Raw genomic sequence first — 20,961 nt, 5'->3', positions numbered from 1 at the left:
AAAGTATTTCTAAAAAGTTTGAGTGGTTGCTGTCCAAATAGTCCAAGCATCGATTAAGAGTAAGAGTAAAGTAAAAACGAATAAAATTAAATACATCCAAGGTTGTGAGAGAGGGCGAATATCAGATGTATTAATTTTGGTTTTTTCTTCAACAATTTTTACTAAACGGGAAAAGCCAGCGACTCGCATTGGTAAAAGATAAGCGCGGGTCTGTTCTTGACTAATAAAATAATAAACAAGCCCTCCTTGCCCAGTTGTTCTAAGCTTTAGGTCTTTAATCTCGTTCCAATATAATGACCATCCTTTGCGTAAAAAAGAGGGAAACCAACGAGGATAAACCACACTAATTTGATCGTCATTTAAAATAACTTGTTCCCCTAATGCCCCATATAGCACAATAAAACCGAGTCCCAAACCAATCCATAAAAAAATCGAACTGATCGGTGCATTGGTAAATTTAGCCAAAAAAGGTAAGGGCAAGGTCAGCGAGATATAGAGTAGGAGTAGAGTCAGTCGAATCAGTGGAGAAATCCGAAACGTAGCGATAGGATTAGAAGACATATCAAGAAATAAAGTTCACTACAAAAACTAAAATTGTATCCAGTTTAACTGATTTTTTTTCAAGAGTTTCTATCTAACAAATTAAGCACAACTCTAAAAACACATTGGCAGAAAATATTTAATTAGCTGTATCAAAGAGTACTAAATTAGGTGACAAAATTCAGTATTGTCATAAACACGATGAAATAATGTAATTTTAGACAGAATGCGAATTGAGCAGTTACAAGCTTTTTTAGCGGTTGCTGAAACCGGTAATTTTGGACAAGCCGCCCGACAATGTGGGGTGACACAATCTACTATTAGTCGTCAGATCCAGTCACTAGAAATAGATTTAGGTTTACCGTTATTCCACCGCACTGCCCAAGCGAAGTTAACCATAGCGGGCGAAAAACTGTTATCTAGGGCCAAAAAAATTTGCACAGAATGGACAATAATTCATAAAGAAATAGAAGACTTACACTTAGGAAAACAACCTGAATTATGTGTTGCTGGTATTCATTCGGTATGTTCCCATTACTTACCCCCCGTCTTACAGCATTTTTGCCGAGACTATCCAGAAGTACAACTACGGGTGACAGCATTAGGAAGCGATCGCGCATTAAAAGTGCTACGGGATGGCTTGGTGGATGTGGCGATCGTCATGCACAACCGATTTTTAACCGCGAGTCCTGAAATGGTCGTCGAAGTCCTCTACGAAGAACAAATCGAAGTTCTTATGGCTGCTAATCACCCACTGAATCAATATTCTGAGGTGTTGTGGTCAGATTTAGTAAACTATCCCCAAGTCGTCTTTAAAGATGGTTACGGAATGCAACGCCTAGTACAAGAATGGTTTTCTCGCCAAGATGCCCCCCTGAAAATGGCCATGGAATTGAACACCCTAGACGCTTTTCGGGGAGTTGTCAGACAGGGAAATATGGTCGCATTACTACCCCAGTCGGCATTATTCGATGCTTATCAAGATGAAACCCTAGCCGTTCGTCCCATTGCGTTTCCTCCCGAATTTAACGCGAATGCAGCAACGAATGGTAAACTAAAACTCCGTCCTACCCGTCAAGTCGTGATGGTAACAACGAGCGATCGCTTACAAATCCCTCCGATTGCTCATTTTTGTGAATTAGTACGACAAGGACGCTTTCAGCCTTTTCCCTCTCTATTTGCCGAAACCTCTAAATTATTGGCAACTGAATTAATCTCTAAAAACGATCGATCATGAGTCAAACCTTTCGTGAGTTACTAAAAACCATTGGCAGTGGCGTTCATACAGGCAAAGATTTAAGCCGTTCTGAAGCAGCCGTTGCCACCCGTCAAATGTTATTAAAAGAAGCAACCCCCGCACAAATTGGGGCGTTTCTCATTGCACATCGGATCAAGCGTCCTAGTCCAGAAGAACTCGCGGGAATGCTAGATATCTATGACGAACTAGGGCCACGTTTAGAGATTGACCATTTGCCTTTTGATAAACCAGTGGTAATCTTCGGTAACCCTTATGATGGCAGAACCCGAACCGTCCCCGTCACTCCAATTACGACATTAATGCTAGTTGCTTCAGGGGTACCTGTAGTCTTGCATGGTGGGGGTATTATGCCGACTAAATACGGTGTTCCTTTGGTCACACTTTGGCAAGGTTTGGGGGTTGATTTCACTCAACAAGATTTAGCACAAACGCAACAATTTTTAGAAAAAACAGGTTTAGCTTTTATTTATATACCAAATCATTTTCCCTTGGCTGATCATTTAGTTCCCTACCGCGATCAAATTGGGAAACGTCCGCCAATTGCTACGATGGAATTAATGTGGTTACCTTGTACTGGGAATATTCATCCCATTTCGGGGTATGTTCATCCGCCTACTGAGGAACGCTTTCTTAAAACCTTTGCTCTTAAAGGAATTTCTTATTTTACATCGATTAAAGGATTAGAAGGGAGTTGTGATCTCTCTTGTAGTCGTACTGCGATTATTGGTTTTGGTCATGCAGGTGAATCTCCGTATTTTGAGCGTTTTCTGTTAGATCCGCGTGAATATGGGTTCAAACCAACAGATGTTATTCTAGAATCAACTGAACAAGCGATCGCATTAATGCAAGGGTTAATTCAAGGTCAAGATAATGAATTAAAAGATGCTGCTATTCTTAATGGTGGCTTTTATTTATGGAGATGTGGCGTTTCTGAGGATCTAAAAACAGGTTTTGAACAAGCGGAAGTCATGCTAAAAGAAGGTAAACTAGCAGAAAAGTTAAAAGAGATTTCATCTTTAGGTTAAAAATTAGTTAATCAATCAAAAATTTATCAAAAATACGTCAATTTTATTCGGTAATTAGCTTAAAGTTTCCGTAAAGTGACCTTAAGCAACTGAAGTATTATTTAGATTAATTTGAGAGAAGACAGGAATAGCATTTTATGTTGTTGGGTCAAATTCTACTGAAAAAGCGATGGGTTTCCCTTAATCAGTTAGAGACAACGGTTAACCAGCAAAAAGATAGCAACCATAAATTAGGTGAACTTTTGTTGCAACAAGGTTTCATTGCTCAAGAACAACTAGAACAAGCCCTTAAAGAGCAATACTGGCGACGTAACGGATATTGGGTAATTGATTAATTGAACGTTTAGGGTAGATTTTCTTAATCTATCCTTAAATTTAATTCAGTGTGCTTTCGGTGTCAGATTTTTGGGAATACTAAAGATAACGATCTAAAATCAGCTTGACTTTTTTCATAAAGATAACGAAAGACGGTGATGATATAGTAAGAGCTTAAAAATCGCTGAATTTATGAAAGCAAAAGCAATTAAACAACGTTCATCTCTTTTTGGTATAGCTATTAGTATTCTCCTGTTAAGTTCTTGTAATAACAATCAGTCAACACCTAATGTACAGGGATTTGAAGTTAAATTTTTAGTCGGTAGTGCATTAGAACAATATTGTAATCAAGCTGCGACTCAATTTAATCAACAGCAACCCAAATTAGATAACGGACAAGCATTTTATTTAAAATGTGAAGCAAAAGGAAGTGGTGATGTTGTTAATAGTGTTGTTACTTTGGCTAAACAGTTGCAGCAGGGAACTATTAATGCAGATGCCCCCGAATTTCCCAGTTTAATTTCAACTGACGGCGAAATCTATTACGCACAGTTGAAAGCACAAATTGATCAACTTTTTCCAGGGCAAAACTATATACCTGAAATTACAGACGCGCCTTTATTAGCAAATAGTCCAATGGTTTTTATGGTACCTGCTGAAGTAGCATCAGGACTACGCAAACAAGCTAATCTATTTAAAGAGTTGGAAACTGCAAAAACCTATCAAGATATTAATCCAAACAGTCCTAAATTACCGATTTATTACGTTCATGCTGCCCCAACACGATCTAATTCAGGTCTACAAACCCTTGTTACTCAATTTGTTGATGTATCGAGAAAACGTCCAGAACAATTAACTATAGCAGATATTCAAAAGTATCAACCCCAAGTACAAAAAATACAAAGTAAAGTTACTCGTTATGGAATTTCGACCCATTCTTTAGCGAAAGATATGGTTAAAAATGGCTTATTTTGGGCATCAATTGGCTCAGTTTATGAATCTTCTGTCATTGAAGCCAATAGCAATCAAAATACTTCACAAACTCGTTATGAGGCGATTTATCCACAAGCAACTTTTACCTCAAATATGCGGGCAATTCTTGTAGATGCACCTTGGATTAATGCTGATGAAAAAGCCGCTTCTGAAAAAGTAATTGAGTATTTACGTTCTCCAGATGGGCAAAAAATTGCAACAGATTTAGGGTTACGTCCAGGGGTTCCAGGTATCGCATTAGGGGCTAAGTTTTCTTCTCAATTTGGAGTTGATCCGAATGCTAAATATGACTCATTACGATCACCTAAACCTGAAGTTGTTAATGCCATGTTAAAATCTTGGCAAGAGTATGCTAAAAAACCTTCACAGGTGGTTATTGTTGTAGATTCATCGGGGTCGATGGAGGGAAATAAATTACCTTCTGTACAAAATACTTTGAATAACTATATCAATAGTTTGGGGCCTAAAGAAAAGGTCGCTTTAATTGATTTTGATACTGAAATCCGTCAAGCCGTAATTGTTGATGGTACCCCCCAAGGAAAAGACATAGGATTACAATTTATTTCGGGATTAAAGGCTTATGGAGGGACGCGGCTATATGATGCTACTTTAGATGCGAGAAACTGGCTACAAAAGAATTTAAAGCCTAATGCGATTAATGCTGTGATTGTTTTAACAGATGGCGAAGATTCTGGATCTAGAATTTCTCTAGAGTCTCTTAATCAAGAATTACAAAAAAGTGGTTTTAATACCGATCAAAGAATTGCCTTCTTTACGATTGGTTATGGAAAAGATGGTGATTTTAATCCAGACGTTTTAAAACAGATTTCTGAAAATAATGGTGGCTATTATCGCAAGGGAGATCCCGAAACAATTTCAACAGTGATGTCAGAATTACAATTAGAATTCTAGAAAAAATATGCTGAAACTTGTTAATCCTTTTGATTATCCGATTGCTATTTTAATAGGTGGAGTTTCTTTACTTGTTGGCGTAAGGATTTTAAGCATTCCTAATCCTCTTATTTTACCTACTGCGGCTGCGGTTGCCACAGGAAGCGCGATTTTTCTTAAATCTAGAGAACCTGATACAGAAAAAATAGCCAAACAACAACTTGAACAAGAATTAAAACAGATTAAAGTTTTAGCGCAAGCAATTGTTACTAAATCAGAAATTTTATTAAAAGAAGCCAATCAATCTTTGACGATAGGAGATTTTCAATTAGATTTATTAGTTGCTGTTCAATCAGCTTGCGATCGCATTACAGAACTTCCGCAAAAAATCGATATATTAAGTCAAAAAATTTCCTTTTCTGATTCGCTTTTTTCCCCAGATCAATTAGAAAAACAGCTTCAAGAAATACAAGCTAAAATTCCTTTCGCCTCTGGAGTGGCTAAACAACAACTAGAACAATTAGAAACAAGTATAAAACGGAACTTACAACTAACCCAAACAGGACAAGATACTCGTCAAGCACAAATTTTAAACTTACATACTTTAGTCCAAACTTCAGCAGGAGTTTTACAAGAATTACAGAATAAACTGAGAACATCTAATCTTAATAACTTTGAAGAAATAAAAGAATTACAAAAATTAAGCCAAGAACTTAATCAAGTTCAAGACAACGTTAATATTTTAATTTAGTAATTGATGATTTTATGTCAAAAGATAAAAGCCAAAAAATTCTTACTTCAGTTTTAATTTCAGCAACATCATTAGGATTAGCTTATCTTCCTTTACCTGGAGTTAATCAAATAATTTATGTTGTCAGTGGAACAGAATTAACTGAACCCTTAAAACAAATAGAAACAAAATTCGAGCAAGAAAATCCTAATACTAAACTTGAATTAAAATTTCAAGGCTCACAGGATATCGTTAATAATTATATCGATGAAAAAAATGATTTTAATCCGACTGTTTTAATTCCTGCTTCTGCCGAATTTTTAGATGAATTAGAACAACGTTGGCGAAGTCAGAATCAAAGTGATGCTTTTTATGAACAACCTGAAAAAATTGCTAAGACCTTTTTAGTGGGTATTGCTTGGCCAGAGCGAGGAAAAATCATATTTCCTGATGGTCGTTTTGATTGGAAGAAATTAGAAAAAGCGATGGAAGATGGCAATTGGCAAAAAATAGGTGGTCAAAATAATTGGGGAAGCTTTGATTTTTTAACCACTGATCCAACTCGTTCTAATAGTGGTCAAATCACTCTAAATTTATGGGTAAAATCGAAAGGTAAAAATTTGAATGATCCACAAATTGAAGAATTATTTAGAACAATTAAAAATTCAGTTTATCTCCCACCTCGTTCTACTGATATTTTGTTACAAGAATTTATTACTCGTGGGTCAAATGATGCCGACGTTGCTACTGTATATGAAAGTAATGCACTTTATCGCTATTCACAATCTAGTTTAAATCAAGGAAAACCTTATCAAATTTATTATCTATCTCCTACGGTTGAAACAGTAGCTACGGCTGCAATTGTTCGTCGTAATGTCGGAAATCAAAAAGCTAAAGCAGCGCAAAAATTTATTAATTATTTACAAGAACCCGAACAACAAAAAGTTTTTATTCAATATGGATTTAGACCAGTTATCAATGGAATTGATTTACAATCTGTTCCTAATAGTCCTTGGTCACAAAATATCCCAGGTTCTGAAATTAATCCCCCAGTCAATACCATTGAACCCCCAAAACCTCAAACCATCGGCGAAATACAACGTTTGTGGGAACGAGCAAATTAAGTTAAAATAATGAAAAAGAATCTAGAAAATATTACACTATTATGCCTGAAATATAAGCAACAGAAGCCGATTGAATTTGGGAGTATTTAACAAGATAGTGGACTCCTTAAAAGCAACTTTTAAAAGCTTTACGGAAATATCAAAAATGGCAAAAAAAACAGCTTTTCTAGCTCATATTATTAAACAGTTGTATGTATTACAACATCGTTTTTGGAGTGTAGTAGCTGGTGCTGATATTCCCCTTAATTGTCAGATTGAAGGAGGGCTATTAATGCCTCATCCGATAGGAATTGTTATTCATCCCTCAGCAGTTATCGGCTCTAACTGTTTAATTTTACAGCAAGTAACAATTGTGGGAGATGTACAAATTGGGGGTCACGTTGATATTGGCGCAGGGGCTAAAATTATTCGACCTATTAAAATTGGCAATCATGCTAAAATCGGTGCCAATGCTGTAGTTTTATCAAATGTTCCTGAAGGTGCTACGGCTGTTGGTATTCCAGCTAGAATTATTTCTCAATCTCCAGAGTCAATTTTATTTTAAGCTTAGAGCAATCTATCTACGTTAAAAGTATTTAACATATGAATTCATATCTCTCTCGAATGGAAGATGTACAATCTCCGATTATTCCTGTAGTGGGACAGTTAATTAGAGAGAATGTTGGTACAATTTCACTCGGTCAAGGTGTTGTTTCTTATAGTCCTCCTGTAGAGTCAATAGAGACTTTATCAGCTTTTTTAGCCGATGCAGAAAATCATAAATATAAAGCTGTCTATGGAATACCGACACTATTAACAGCAATTGAAGAAAAATTACAAGAAGATAATCATATTCATCTGACCAAACAAAGAATTATCGTCACAGCAGGCGGAAATATGGCTTATATGAATGCCATCCTAGCTATTACATCAGTTGGTGATGAAATTATTCTCAATACGCCTTATTATTTTAATCATGAGATGGCGATTATGATGGCGGGTTGTCATCCAGTATTAGTAAAAACGGATGAAAATTATCAACCTCGTCCTGATGCGATAGAAGCAGCAATTACTGAAAAAACAAGAGCAGTTGTTACAATTTCACCAAATAACCCGACAGGTGTGGTTTATTCCGAATCTCTGATTAGAGAAGTAAATGAAATTTGCCAAAGAAAGGGAATTTATCATATTAATGATGAAGTCTATGAATATTTCACCTATGACGGGATTAAACATTTTTCTCCCGGTTCAATCTCAGGCAGTCAAGATTATACTATTTCGCTTTATAGCTTATCGAAAGCCTATGGTTTTGCAAGTTGGCGGATTGGTTATATGATTATTCCAGAACATTTATTTGTCGCGATTAATAAAATTCAAGATACGATCGTTATTTGTCCTCCCGTCATCTCTCAATATGCAGCATTAGGCGCGTTGAAAGCGGGTAAAGCTTATTGTCAGGGACATTTAGAAAAAATTGCTCTTGTCAGAAAAATTGTTTTAGAATCCTTGCAATCTATTCAAGATTTATGTACGATTACACCTGCTGATGGGGCGTTTTATTTCTTTCTCAAAGTTAATCGAGATCTAGATGATTTCTGGTTAGTCAAAACATTAATCGAAAAACATAAAATAGCGGTTCTCCCTGGTTCAACCTTTGGGATGACGGATGGGTGTTATTTACGGTTAGCTTATGGTTCATTGCCACCTGAAACCGCAGCAGAAGGGATGGAAAGATTTGTTAAAGGTTTACGAGACATTTTAAGTTAATACTCAATTCACCTCACTCTAGCCCCCTCTACCTCACCCTAACCTTTTCCTGCGAGGAGAGGGAATTATGAGGAATACTTTTGATACATTGAGGGGGAATGATCAGGAATACTTTTTAACTCAATGATAATCACTGGTTAATGTTGGTATGGAATCTTACTAAAGATTGTTCTTTTAGCAGAAGAATCATTTTCCTACTCAACTATTGATTATTTCAGGTTGCTAATAGTAATTCCATGTTTACCTTCCAACTTTTACACGCTTCGGACTTTGAAGCGGCTATCCCTGCCCTACAAGATGCGCCCCGTTTTAGCGCGGTACTAAATGCTTTAAGAAATCAAGATAATAACGGTGATGGTACTCCAGATTATACGAATACTCTAACGCTTTCTTCAGGCGATAACTATATTCCAGGGGTTTGGTCTTCTGCAAGTAATAGTATCTATGGTTCAGCAGGACGCGCCGATATTAAAATCCTTAATGAGTTAGGCATTCAAGTTAGTACATTAGGTAATCATGAATTTGATTTTGGAACAAGCGTTCTAAAAAATATCTTTACACCAGATCCGACTCTAAATTATGAGGGGCTAAATTTTCCCTATCTGAGTGCTAACCTAGATTTTAGTCCAGAAGCAAATTTAAGTGGTTTTGTAACCGCAGACGGACAAGAAGCCAGTACCATTCCAGGGAAAATAGCGAAAAGTACGATTATCACGGTTAATGGCGAAAAAATTGGGATTGTTGGCGGTACAACACCGATTTTAAAATCAATCTCCTCAACTGGAAATGTCGGTGTTTCTCCTGCTGACTTTGATGAAAATGATCCTAATGATCTTCAAGCCTTAGCCAATATTTTACAGGCATCGGTCGATCAACTGCTCCAAACGAATCCCGATTTAGATAAGGTAATTCTGGCGACACATATGCAGCAGTTAAGCATCGAACAAGCATTAGCCCCCTATATGAGAAATGTTGATATTATCGTTGGAGGCGGTTCTAACACTCGTTTACTCGATAGTAACGATCGTTTGAGGGCTGATGATACTAAACAGGGCGATTATCCAATTTTTACCACAGGGGCAGACGGAAACCCAATAGCAATTGTTAATACTGATGGAAACTATAAATATGTTGGGCGGTTAGTCATTGATTTTGATGATAATGGCGTAATCATTCCCAGTAGCTATAATCCCATTATTAGCGGGGCTTATGCTACTGATGATCAAGGAGTTGCCGACTTAGGAGGAACTCCTGATCCAGAAATTGTCGCCATTACTCAAGCTTTACAAACTCAAATTAACGCCCTAGAAAGTCAGACTTTCGGTGTTACTAACTTTTATCTTAATGGGAATCGTGCGGGAACGGGTGTTGATGGTGTCCGAAACCAAGAAACCAATTTAGGTAACTTAACCGCCGATGCTAACCTAGAAATTGCCCAAGACTATGATCCAACAGTAACTATATCGATTAAAAATGGTGGTGGTATTCGGAATAGTATCGGTCAAATTATTGTACCAAGTAACGCTGATCCGATCCGTTTACCCCCTGCAGCCAACACCTTGACAGGTAAACCAGAAGGGGGTGTCTCTCAACTCGATATCGGAAATGCCCTGAGTTTTAATAATGGTTTAACGCTTCTGACTCTCAACGCAGCCCAACTATTACAGATTTTAGAACATGGCGTTGCTGATAGTACTAATGATCAAGCCAGTTCCCAAGGTCGTTTTCCTCAAATTAGTGGTGTATCCTTTAGTTTTGATCTAACTCGTGTGAATGGCGATAGAATTATTTCAGCCGCCATTAAAGACGAAAACGGGAATATGATCGACGTTTTAGCCCGTAATGGAGAATTAGTAGGCGATCCTAACCGAATCTTCCGTATTGTTACATTAGGATTTTTAGCCGATGGTGGCGATAGTTATCCATTTAATACATTTGATCCACAACAGACGAATCGAATTAATCTAAATCAGCCAGAAGAAGCCCCACGTACAGGTGTTGCGACATTTTCCCCCGATGGTTCAGAACAAGATGCTTTAGCCGAATATCTAGCGAGAAACTATGCCACTTCGAGTACAGCCTATCATCAAGACGATGTACCGAGAACCTTAGATACACGCATTCAAAATTTAGCCTTCCGTTCCGATGCTGTATTTAATTCTAATGCCCAAGTGGGTATCTTTAATATCGAACAACTTAGCCGTACTGGATATGTTAGGGATATTTCAATTGATCCTGTTTTCCTAAATAATATCTCTCTAACTCGTCTTTTTGATGAAACTTATTATCTAAGTGAATACCCAGATGTTCAAACTGCCGTTAGTAATGGTCAATATAGTAGTGGTTATGAACATTACATCAATTTGGGTTTAAATGAAGGACGAAATCCGAGTACTCTGTATAACGAAAGTTATTATCTAACTTCTAACCCTGATGTAGCGAATGCCGTTGCTACAGGAATTTTTTCAACGGGTTTCCAACACTATGTTACATTTGGACAATTAGAACGCCGCGATCCGAGTGAGCTTTTTGATGAACTTGATTATCTCATGAATAATCCTGATGTGGTAAGTTCTATAGCCGTTGATGAATTCCAAAGTGGTTTTGAACACTATTTGAGATATGGTCTAGATGAAAACCGTTTACCCCTACTCTCTTTGTATAACGAAGATTATTATCTGACTTTTAACCCTGATGTGGAGAATGCTGTAGCAGCAGGAAGCTTTATTGATGGTTTCGATCATTATCTTCGATTTGGACAAGGTGAAAAACGCAACCCCAGTTCTTTATTCAATGAAAATCAGTATTTGACTACTTACCCCGATGTCGCCAATGCTATTACTGCAGGTTTTTTCCAAAGTGGTTTTCAACACTATATTTTAGCGGGTCGGGCCGAAGAAAGATTAACTTTGGTGTAAACCTCACCCCTAACCCCTCTCCACCTCACCCTAACCCTCTCCTAAAAGGAGAGGGAACTATAAGGAAAACTTTTATATTGGCGAGGGGAATTAAGCTAACGTTGTTGATCTACAACTGTAAACACAACTGCTTAAAATGATCTCCTCGATGTTCAAAACTGCTGTACTGATCGAAACTGGCGCAAGCGGGCGATAATAAAACCACCTTCGCGCCTTTTTCTTTAGCAACTTCTAAACTTCGAGTCACTGCTTGATCCATCGTTTCGACAATTTCGTATGCACAATAATTGATTTCTGTCAAGCGTTTAGCAAAAGTTGAGGCGGCTTCTCCAATAAGTAAAACACTAGCCGCTTTTTCTTGAATTTTGTTTAGCCATCGGGTATCATCTCCCTCTTTCGCTTCACCACCTGCAATTAAGATCACTGGCGCATCGACAGACGCTAAACCTACTTCAGCAGCATCATAGTTCGTTGCTTTACTATCATTGATGAAATGAACACCCGATACCGTACAAACAGACTCAAGACGATGAGGAACCCCTGAAAAAGTTGCCATAGCAGAAACGATCGCACTTTTTTCCACACCCGCTAACCTAGCCACAGCAACCGCCATCAGTAGGTTTTGTTTGTTGTGATCGCCAACCATCTTAAAAAGATTGACGGGTAAAATCAATTCACCAAAAGCAACCACCCAATTATCTTGGATATAAACCCCTCTAGCTGGATCACACAGTAAAGCATCTTTTCCTTTAACCGATGTCCAATAGGCGTTATGCCACTGACTTAAGCCAATATTTCTCAGATAAGGATCATCCCCGTTAAAAACTTGATGACGCGATCGCTGTAAAAGAGAAGCCTTAATATTATAATAATTCTCTAAAGTTTTATGACGGCTGAGGTGATCAGGAGTAAAAGTTGTCCAGAGTCCAATTTGTGGCGCAAGTTCAGAGGATGATTCAATCTGATAGCTACTCACTTCAGCAATGATCCAATCGTAATTGAGTTGATCGACTAAAGCAAGTTCACAAGCTGCATAACCAATATTGCCACAAGCAGGAGCATTTAAACTCGCCGTTTTAAAGATAGCCGCAATTAGTGAGGTTGTCGTGGTTTTGCCATTGGTTCCCGTAATACCAACCCAAGGAAAAGACTTAAGATATCGCCAAGCTAACTCTAATTCTCCGATCATATTAATTCCTTTTTCTCTAGCTTCGACTAAAATCGGCAGATCCCAAGGTACACCTGGACTAACAACAATTAGACTGGGTAGATTTTCAGGATCGAGAGTTAAAGAATGTCCTAGCTGAACGATAATCCCTTCTTGTTGTAAATCTTGTTGAGTGGCTTCTAATGCTGGAGTATTGGAACGATCGTTCAATTTAACGATCCAGCCTTCTCGTTTTAGACATCTTGCTGCTGCGATTCCCGATCGACCTAATCCTATAATCTCTGCTGTCGCCATCAATTTACCTTACCCTGCGCTCAATATGGGGAATTGTATCTTATTGGTTCTCTTTAAGATGTAACTAACTCTAAACGTAGAGACACTTAAAGCTTGCATCTCCACGCCTGTGACGCACTAACTGACGTAATAGTGTCATTAATTTAATCTTTAGTCGCCATGCGCCATCCTTCGACATTACGCTGTTTTTCCCTAGCGATCCCTAAAGCATCATTGGGAACATCCTTTGTAATAACTGATCCAGCAGCAATAGTCACATCTTCACCCAAAGTAACTGGCGCAACTAAAACGCTATTAGCCCCCGTTTTACTACGATTTCCGATTTTCGTCGGATGTTTTTTCACCCCATCGTAGTTAGCTGTGATGGTTCCTGCACCGATATTGACTTTTTCGCCTAATGTTGCATCTCCTAAATAAGATAAATGAGCAGCATTAGACTTGTCACCGATCGCAGACTTTTTAACTTCGACAAAATTTCCAATTCTACAGGCAGATCCGATTTTAGCCTCACCTCGTAAATGGGCATAGGGGCCGACCTTACTTTGATGTCCCACCTCGCTATCGGTGATCACAGAATACATTACTGTTACATTTTCCCCGATCTGACTATTTTCGATTAAAGTCCCAGGCCCGATCCGACTTCCCGAACCAATAACACTATCACCTCTAAGATGGGTTTGCGGTTCAATGATGACATCTGTTCCTAACTTTACCGTGTCATCGATCGTAATGCTATCAGGATCAATGAGGGTCACACCTTCACGCATCCAGTGTTCTTTAATTCTAACCTGTAGGATATCATGAGCAGTGGCGAGTTGTTTACGATCGTTAATCCCGCTAATTTCGAGATAATCATCGACATCTAAAGCCATTACAGGATCAAGAAAATTTACTGCATCCGTTAAATAATATTCTTGTTGATCATTATTAGATTTAAGATTAGGCAGAATTTCTCGCAATTTTGACCAATTAAAACAATAAATGCCGCCATTAATACGACAATTTTTCCGTTGTGCGTCATTACAGTCTCTTTCTTCGACGATCTGAGTGACTAAATTATGACCATCACAGAAAACTCGTCCATAACCTTTCGGGTTGGGTAAGTTTGCTGTTAATAAAGTGGCTGCGTTTTGATGGGTTTTATGAGTTGCTAAAAGTTGTTGAATGGTTTCTTTCCGTAAAAGCGGAACATCACCATTTAAGACCAAAAGATCGCCCTCAAAATCTTGTAGATAAGGAATAAGCTGCTGTATCGCATGACCTGTTCCTAACTGTTCTTTTTGTTCGACATATTCCAAGTTATCTTTATGCTGTAAGGCTTCTTTGACGCGATCGCCTTGATAACCAATAATAATCATACGCCGTAGCGGGTTAATCATCTGACAACTGTCGATGACTCGTTCCACTAACGATTGTCCCCCCAAATAGTGTAATACTTTGGGGAGTTTGGATTTCATGCGAGTTCCACGTCCCGCCGCCAATATTGCTACCGCTACCATTGCTGCTATGTGTTATGTTTCGACGTTCTTCTCGACAAAAGTATAGCGTGTAATGACACCTTGATGATTCAATTGACCTGTTTGAAATCATGAAAAAAATCTCAGGCAGTCCTCAGAAACTCTTCAGGTACAAGATCTAAGCTAAAAGCTAAGTTAGATTAGGATTTATAAGAACCATGTCTGTTCGCTTTTTGCTACACAGTTTATTTATTATTTCCGTATCTTTTGTTACTTTTTCTTGTAATGTTTCCCATGCGTCGTTTCCCGATCCTGTGACGAATATTTCGACTTCGACTCATGGAAATCAAACGGCAGTTTTAGCGGGTGGGTGTTTCTGGGGAATGGAAGCGGTTTTTGAGCATCTTAAAGGTGTTTCTGAGGTTATATCTGGCTTTTCGGGTGGCAATGCTGAAACAGCGAACTATTATAGAGTGAGTTCTGGACAAACCGAACACGCTGAATCAGTGAAAATTACTTACGATCCGTCGGTGATATCCTATGAACAAATTCTGAAGATTTATTTTTCAGTGGCACATGATCCTACACAGTTAAACCGTCAGGGGCCCGACTCTGGTACGCAATATCGTTCAGCCATCTTTTACGCTACTGAGGAACAGAGACAAGCCGCACAAGCTTATATCGATCAGCTTAACAAAGCCGATACTTTTGGTAAACCGATCGCTACTCAATTAGTTCCTTTAAAAGATTTTTATGCAGCAGAAGACTATCATCAAAATTTTATTGATCGTAACCCGAATTATCCTTACGTGGTAGTGCATGACTTACCCAAACTGGTTCAACTACAGAAACAGTATCCCAACCTTTATAAACAAAATAGCGGTTCTTAAATTAATTGGGTTTGGAGACCAAACCCCTACAATTCATCAATTATAATCCTGCAAACCATTCATACCCGCGATCTTCCCAGTAGCCTTTCATCGGTAATAGCCGATCAACTAAAGTAATTTGAGTCACCCATTTACTTTGTTTATAGCCTAACTTAACGGGAGATGCTAAACGAAGCGGCGCACCATTAGCAACGGGTAAAGGTTCTCCATTTTTCTGATAAACCATCAAAGTTTGTGGATGTAGTGCTGAGGCGATATCCCAACTTTCATAGTAGCCATCAGCCGATTTAAAATAAACATAACGAGCGTTTGATCTCGGTTGAGCTAAACTAATTAAGTCTCGTAATCTTACCCCACCCCACTGAACGATCGCTGCCCAACCTTCTACACAAATATGTCGAATAACCATCGAAGTTAATGGAAAATTCTGGATCTCCGTCATACTGAACTGTTTTGGCTGATCGACTTCTCCATCAATTTTGAGGCGAAACTGTGTAAGATCAATTTTTGGGCTAAAGTCAAAAGTATTAATCAATAACTTATCGGGTTCAATAGCACTTATGGGAAATTCAGGAATAGGATGTTGAGTTAATAGCAGTTCTTCCAACTTTTGATTAAGTGGTTCAAATGTTCGACCCATGGTATCTGATAAAAAAGTTGTACCACAGCTATCGAGTAACAAACCCATTCCAGTAAGACCCGATATTTTAAGCAATTGACGACGGGATAACGTGCGCTTAGGAAAAATTAAACTCATAGCCAACTTTTAAACAAACATAGATTTAATTAGTCGAAAACTACCCACATTCAGCGCAAGTAGAGAATGAATCAAGGTAAAAACAACGATCGCAGGAACCGTAAACAAGTGAGCAACTCGTAAAGTCTGCCAGTCACCAAATAAACCAGAAAGCCAGTAAAATTGTGCTGGTTTATACATCGCAAGACCACTTAAGATCGCCAACAGCAGAACGGGAATAATAGCCGTATAAATTAACCGATGCCATGCGTAGTTCTTACGTTTTAGGTTCTCAATCTGGAGAGTTTTTAGGTCACGTGTACTAGCAAACCGAATTCGCCAACGACGAGTAGCAAAAACATAAATTCCGTACCAAAGTAAGTTTAGCCCATAAAACCACATCGCCGCAAAATGCCAGTGTCTCCCACCTGCTAACCAACCACCCAACAGAAAAAAGTCTGGAACTTCCCAACCATCCCGCCCGCCAAAAACTGGATTAGCATTATAGATCTGTAGTCCGCTAGTCATCATGATCATTAGACTAATAATATTTATCCAATGAAAAGTCTTTGCTAGAAAAGCTTGTTTGGGTGTTTGTGGGCTTTTGCTGTTTGAAGAAGTCATAATTAATCATGAAAAACTTAAATCATCTTTCCTATTGGTAGTTGTACCAGAAAAACCTAAACTTTTCCTGACTATTATCTGAGAATTACCTGAGAATGCTAAAAATAGTCTTTTTTAAAGCCACTGTAGGGGTTTGGTTTCCCAACCCAACCTAAAAACAAACTAATCTAAAAACGTCCCAAATCATCATTAACTAAATCCAGTTATTAAATATCATTCTCATCCCAAATTCTTGTTCAGTTAAAGGAAGACCTAAATAAATCGGTAGCCAATAAACAAATGCTACAGCAATCAAGATTAAAGTAATTATTCCTAAAATTTTATAATTTAATAAATCACTGTATAACCAAGTATCAATTAACCACGCTAAAGCCAGTATTGCAAAAACATAAGCCCCTAAGTAATGATAAATGAAAGTACAGCGACTCACTGCTGACCAAGGTAAAAGATTAGTTAGATAATTAGAAATAATGTAAATGAGTAGAAAAAGATAAAAATTACTTTTCTTAAACAAAATTAAGAGAAAAAATCCGAAAAACATGATAATAGATAAAGTAGATAACCACCACAAAAGCGGATTTCCCATTGCATGGACATCATAGATAATCTTTTGATTGTTGATTGTTTCTGTTTGATAAAAATAAGCAATGGGTCGCCACATGACTAACCAACTATACCAAGGTGAGCAATAGGGATGAATATGAGAATCATTTCCTTTAATTTTTTGATGAAATGCTAAAATTTCTTGATGCACTTCCCAAAAATTATATTGAGGATTCATGATTAAATGCGGTATCCAGAGAAGCGAATAAGTGAATAATGGAATAATGACTAAAGATAAGAAAAGTCTTGACCAGTTTAAAAGTCTAAAATATTCTTTAAATAAAATAATGATTAAAAAAATCCCTAATAAAAAGGCTAATCCGTTCCATTTTACGGCAATAGAACAACCAAGAAAAAATCCAGAAAGAATCAAATAACGATTTTTATTGTTAGTTCGGAGAGATAATAAAAAGCAAAGTTGACCTAATAAACCAAATAAAACCAGATAAATATTATTTAAAGCATAGCGAGATTCGACTAAAAATAAGCCATCTAAAACAACTAAAAAAGTAGCAATTAAACTGTAACTACGTCGTTGAGTTAATTGATATGCGAGCGCACCTACTATAATTGGAATAAATGATCCACTAAACGCATTAATCCAACGATAACTAAAGGTTGAACGCATCGAACCTGTTAAGTTATTAATTGTGTCTGGTGAAGCAGGAACATGAGAACCTAACCAAATTCCAATTGCAATAATATATTGACTTAAAGGAGGATGGGAATTAAAAAAATCGGTACTAATCAAATAATCATTAGCATATTTAGCATAATAAACTTCGTCGAAAACAAGACTATTAAATTGACTAATTTTCCAAAAACGAAGGAATAAAGCCACAATAAATAGGCTAATCATTCCTATTCTGTATTGGACTAAAGATACATCTTTTAATTTATAAATAGAATTCATGTAACAAGCCAAAATAATATATCAGGATTAAAAACCCGCACCTTATAGCTACAGTGGGTTAAAACCAACTAATTGTATTCTTTTTAGTCCATTAAAATAGACTTTTGCTTAAGATGCGAGAATTTATTCTCTGGCTGCCTATAATATTGATTCAATTGTTTAAACCCACTAACCTTAATTTTAAAAATATTTTCTATTCTTTAGCCAATATATTTCGACTTGGATCACCCAAAAAAACTTGAATAACTGGCGAAATTGGGGGAAGAATTGGGGTTAATTGCCAATGAGTTGATAATTGTTGTAAAAGTTGATCTTGTTGATTACGAAAACCTTCAATATTACCGCCAGAATTAAGAATAGCAAACCAAACTTGACCCCGTTCTTTTGTAGGAATCATACCCGCTAAAGCACTTACTTGAGCTAAAGTTCCTGTTTTAATTGCTACACCATAAGGAATTTCGCGCCAGTGCATAGTACCATCTTTATCCCGTCCTCCAACAGGAAATAAATCAGTAACACTCATCTGTTTAGCTACTAATTGTTGTTCTAAAGCTTGAAAAATTTGACAGACAGCGCGGGGCGAAATACGATTATCCACACTTAAGCCCGAACCGTTTACTAACTGTATTTCATCTGGAGAAACTTTAGCAGTTTTAATGATAATTTGTCTGACGGCTTCATGTCCCCCGACTAATTCGGCTAACATTTCCGACATCGCATTATTACTATACAAATTCATTTGTTTAAGTAATTCAGCTAAGGTTAAAGATTGATGTTTTAAAAGTAATTTAGCATTTCTTGGAAGTTGATCTGTTTTTTGAACCCGTCCAGCGATCGCAATTTTGGATCGTATGGTTCCATCAGGTAATTTTGCGTATTGACTTTCGACCACGGTTGACCATTGCTCGGAGTTGATGCCTTGTTTAAACAATTCACCTGCTATTAGAGGATCAGTCTTGAAATTCATAGCAAACTGACCCATAATGAATAAATTTCCTTTAATTTGACGGATACCCGCTTGAGTGAGAGACTGGGCGACTGCGATCGCTTCTTCCCAGACAAACATTGGATCGCCTGTTCCTTCGACAATTAAATCCCCATTAACCACTCCGTTAACTAGATTTCCTGTGTGATAAATCCGCGTCTCAAAACGATGATCTAACGGCCAAGTTTCAACAGAGGCTAAAGTGGTAGCAACTTTAGTTAAAGACGCGGCCGAAGTTGGTACCGTTCCGCCTTGATTAGCTAACTCCGCCCATTCTGTTTCGATCCAAACACGCTGATTTTGAGAACCCAAACCAAGCGCCGATAAGTTTTTTAAATAGTTTGTAACCATTGCTGCTACCGTTGGATCATCTTGAGTCGGTAAAGCAAAAATAGCCGAAGACTCCCAAGACATCAAAGGGATCGGTTGTAAGGGCTGTGGTTGTTGCCCCAAAAGATTCATCAAAAACCCTGGTAACATTAAACTGAGAATATTCCGCATCTTCTACCTCAAATGACGCATAATTGTGTAAAGTGATAATAATTGTTTAAACATTCAATCACTAATCCCTAATCCTTCGGCATCTGTCAAGGGCTTTGGTAAAATCTTTGAAGCTTTTATAACTTTTGATCAATGGCATCAACTCGCGCAAAAATTGCAGTAGACGCTATGGGCGGTGATTATGCCCCTAATGAAATTATCTCAGGGGCGATCCGCGCGGCGGCTGAACTCGATGTAGACATTTTACTCGTAGGCGATGCTCAACACATCGAATCCTATTTACAGCAACACCATCACAGCCCGAAAAATCTAGAAATTGTCCCCTCAGAAGGGGTGGTTTCAATGGAAGAGGAGCCACTGGTGGCATTACGACGTAAACCGAAAGCCTCGATTAACGTAGCAATGGATCTCGTTAAACAAAAACGAGCCGATGCGGTAGTTTCAGCAGGACATTCAGGGGCGGCGATGGCAGCAGCATTACTTCGTTTAGGACGAATTAAAGGTATTGATCGTCCCGCGATCGGTGCTGTTTTACCGACTCTACTCGCTGGAAAATCGGTGATCGTTCTCGATGTTGGGGCGAATGTCGATTGTAAGCCTAAATACTTAGAACAGTTCGCCATCATGGGAACGGTTTACAGTAAATTCGTGATGGATGTCCAAAACCCGAAAGTAGGTTTACTCAATATTGGGGAAGAACCAACCAAAGGAAATGACTTGGCAATTAGAACGCATGAACTACTTGAGGCGAATCAGGGGATCGCTTTTGGGGGAAATGCGGAGGGGCGAGATGTCCTCAAAGGCGATTTTGATGTGATTGTTTGTGATGGATTTGTGGGCAATATATTACTAAAGTTTGCCGAAGCAATTGGCGAAGTGATGCTACAAATCCTCAGAGAAGAATTACCTCAAGGTATTAGGGGACAAATCGGAACCGCTTTGTTAAAGCCGAACTTAAAACGGATTAAACAACGAATGGATCATGCTGAACATGGTGGCGCGTTGTTATTCGGAGTCGATGGCGTGTGTATTATTAGTCATGGAAGCTCACAAGCTCCGTCGATTTTTAATGCAATTCGTCTAGCAACAGAAGCGATCGATCATCAGGTGATTGAGCGTATTCGCTCATACAATAAGCAGTCTAGCTTTGAGAAAGCAGAAAAGTTATCTGTGAGCAATGAATCATAATTTCTTTTTTCAAGCCAAACTGATAATGAAGATTGATTAAGGGAGGAAAGCGTTGAGATTTG

18 protein-coding genes are annotated in these 20,961 nt (G+C 38.0%); 11 read left to right on the top strand and 7 right to left on the bottom strand.

Annotation, left to right across the window (positions count from 1 at the left end; translation table 11 throughout):
- Window positions 1-9: 9 nt before the first annotated feature.
- A complete protein-coding gene (locus CFPU101_RS06835; protein WP_206814572.1) occupies window positions 10-561 on the bottom strand; it encodes a hypothetical protein in 552 nt (183 codons plus the stop codon).
- Window positions 562-766: 205 nt separating this feature from the next.
- On the opposite strand from CFPU101_RS06835, the gene CFPU101_RS06830 reads away from it, so the two are divergent.
- The 9 genes from CFPU101_RS06830 to CFPU101_RS06790 all read left to right on the top strand — a co-directional run bounded on the left by CFPU101_RS06830 (window position 767) and on the right by CFPU101_RS06790 (window position 11,540).
- A complete protein-coding gene (locus tag CFPU101_RS06830) occupies window positions 767-1,777 on the top strand; it encodes a LysR family transcriptional regulator (protein ID WP_206814571.1) in 1,011 nt (336 codons plus the stop codon).
- Window positions 1,774-2,823 (top strand): anthranilate phosphoribosyltransferase family protein, encoded by a 1,050-nt coding sequence (locus tag CFPU101_RS06825; RefSeq protein WP_206814570.1) that lies wholly within the window; start codon window positions 1,774-1,776, stop codon window positions 2,821-2,823. Before CFPU101_RS06830 ends, CFPU101_RS06825 begins: the two co-directional genes overlap by 4 nt.
- A gap of 137 nt (window positions 2,824-2,960) precedes the next feature.
- Entirely contained in the window at window positions 2,961-3,158 is a 198-nt protein-coding gene (locus CFPU101_RS06820) for a hypothetical protein (protein WP_206814569.1), read from the top strand.
- Between the two features lie 172 nt (window positions 3,159-3,330).
- Window positions 3,331-5,043: a VWA domain-containing protein gene (locus CFPU101_RS06815; RefSeq protein ID WP_206814568.1), complete on the top strand. Its 1,713-nt coding sequence runs from the start codon at window positions 3,331-3,333 to the stop codon at window positions 5,041-5,043.
- Between the two features lie 7 nt (window positions 5,044-5,050).
- Window positions 5,051-5,773, top strand: a complete 723-nt coding sequence (locus CFPU101_RS06810; RefSeq protein ID WP_242577804.1) for a hypothetical protein — start codon at window positions 5,051-5,053, stop codon at window positions 5,771-5,773.
- A gap of 14 nt (window positions 5,774-5,787) precedes the next feature.
- Window positions 5,788-6,876, top strand: coding sequence for a substrate-binding domain-containing protein (locus tag CFPU101_RS06805; RefSeq protein WP_206814567.1), 1,089 nt, complete (start codon window positions 5,788-5,790; stop codon window positions 6,874-6,876).
- 145 nt (window positions 6,877-7,021) lie between these two features.
- Window positions 7,022-7,420 (top strand): serine O-acetyltransferase, encoded by a 399-nt coding sequence (locus CFPU101_RS06800; RefSeq protein ID WP_242577803.1) that lies wholly within the window; start codon window positions 7,022-7,024, stop codon window positions 7,418-7,420.
- Window positions 7,421-7,458: 38 nt separating this feature from the next.
- The gene (locus CFPU101_RS06795) at window positions 7,459-8,622 is read left to right on the top strand and encodes a pyridoxal phosphate-dependent aminotransferase (protein ID WP_206814566.1); all 1,164 of its coding nucleotides are present in this window, start codon (window positions 7,459-7,461) and stop codon (window positions 8,620-8,622) included.
- A 236-nt stretch (window positions 8,623-8,858) separates the two neighbouring features.
- Entirely contained in the window at window positions 8,859-11,540 is a 2,682-nt protein-coding gene (locus tag CFPU101_RS06790; protein ID WP_206814565.1) for a bifunctional metallophosphatase/5'-nucleotidase, read from the top strand.
- A 109-nt stretch (window positions 11,541-11,649) separates the two neighbouring features.
- Here the strand turns inward: CFPU101_RS06790 and murD are convergent, their stop codons facing one another.
- Together murD and glmU are read right to left on the bottom strand one after the other, a co-directional pair.
- Window positions 11,650-13,002: a UDP-N-acetylmuramoyl-L-alanine--D-glutamate ligase gene (murD, locus tag CFPU101_RS06785; protein WP_206814564.1), complete on the bottom strand. Its 1,353-nt coding sequence runs from the start codon at window positions 13,000-13,002 to the stop codon at window positions 11,650-11,652.
- A gap of 143 nt (window positions 13,003-13,145) precedes the next feature.
- Window positions 13,146-14,459, bottom strand: coding sequence for a bifunctional UDP-N-acetylglucosamine diphosphorylase/glucosamine-1-phosphate N-acetyltransferase GlmU (glmU, locus tag CFPU101_RS06780; RefSeq protein WP_242577802.1), 1,314 nt, complete (start codon window positions 14,457-14,459; stop codon window positions 13,146-13,148).
- A gap of 218 nt (window positions 14,460-14,677) precedes the next feature.
- Here glmU and msrA point away from each other — a divergent pair, with 218 nt between their 5' ends.
- Window positions 14,678-15,349 carry a peptide-methionine (S)-S-oxide reductase MsrA gene (msrA, locus tag CFPU101_RS06775; RefSeq protein WP_206814562.1) on the top strand — a complete coding sequence of 224 codons (672 nt, stop codon included), beginning with the start codon at window positions 14,678-14,680 and terminating at the stop codon, window positions 15,347-15,349.
- A 40-nt stretch (window positions 15,350-15,389) separates the two neighbouring features.
- On the opposite strand, the gene CFPU101_RS06770 is transcribed toward msrA, so the two are convergent.
- The 4 genes from CFPU101_RS06770 to CFPU101_RS06755 all read right to left on the bottom strand — a co-directional run bounded on the left by CFPU101_RS06770 (window position 15,390) and on the right by CFPU101_RS06755 (window position 19,711).
- On the bottom strand, window positions 15,390-16,106 hold the full coding sequence (locus CFPU101_RS06770; RefSeq protein ID WP_206814561.1) for a molybdopterin-dependent oxidoreductase: 717 nt from the start codon (window positions 16,104-16,106) through the stop codon (window positions 15,390-15,392).
- Between the two features lie 9 nt (window positions 16,107-16,115).
- Window positions 16,116-16,709: a cytochrome b/b6 domain-containing protein gene (locus CFPU101_RS06765; RefSeq protein WP_206814560.1), complete on the bottom strand. Its 594-nt coding sequence runs from the start codon at window positions 16,707-16,709 to the stop codon at window positions 16,116-16,118.
- 193 nt (window positions 16,710-16,902) lie between these two features.
- Window positions 16,903-18,225, bottom strand: a complete 1,323-nt coding sequence (locus CFPU101_RS06760) for a dolichyl-phosphate-mannose--protein mannosyltransferase (RefSeq protein WP_206814559.1) — start codon at window positions 18,223-18,225, stop codon at window positions 16,903-16,905.
- Between the two features lie 193 nt (window positions 18,226-18,418).
- Complete coding sequence (locus CFPU101_RS06755) at window positions 18,419-19,711, bottom strand: D-alanyl-D-alanine carboxypeptidase (RefSeq protein ID WP_206814558.1); 1,293 nt, start codon at window positions 19,709-19,711, stop codon at window positions 18,419-18,421.
- 132 nt (window positions 19,712-19,843) lie between these two features.
- Between CFPU101_RS06755 and plsX the strand changes: the two genes are divergently transcribed.
- On the top strand, window positions 19,844-20,899 hold the full coding sequence (plsX, locus tag CFPU101_RS06750; protein ID WP_206814557.1) for a phosphate acyltransferase PlsX: 1,056 nt from the start codon (window positions 19,844-19,846) through the stop codon (window positions 20,897-20,899).
- Window positions 20,900-20,961: the final 62 nt, after the last annotated feature.

Source organism: Chroococcus sp. FPU101 (assembly GCF_017312365.1).
Lineage (GTDB): Bacteria > Cyanobacteriota > Cyanobacteriia > Cyanobacteriales > Microcystaceae > Chroococcus.
Note: the sequence above shows the minus strand (reverse complement) of the source record. Positions and strands in the feature narration are given on the sequence as shown.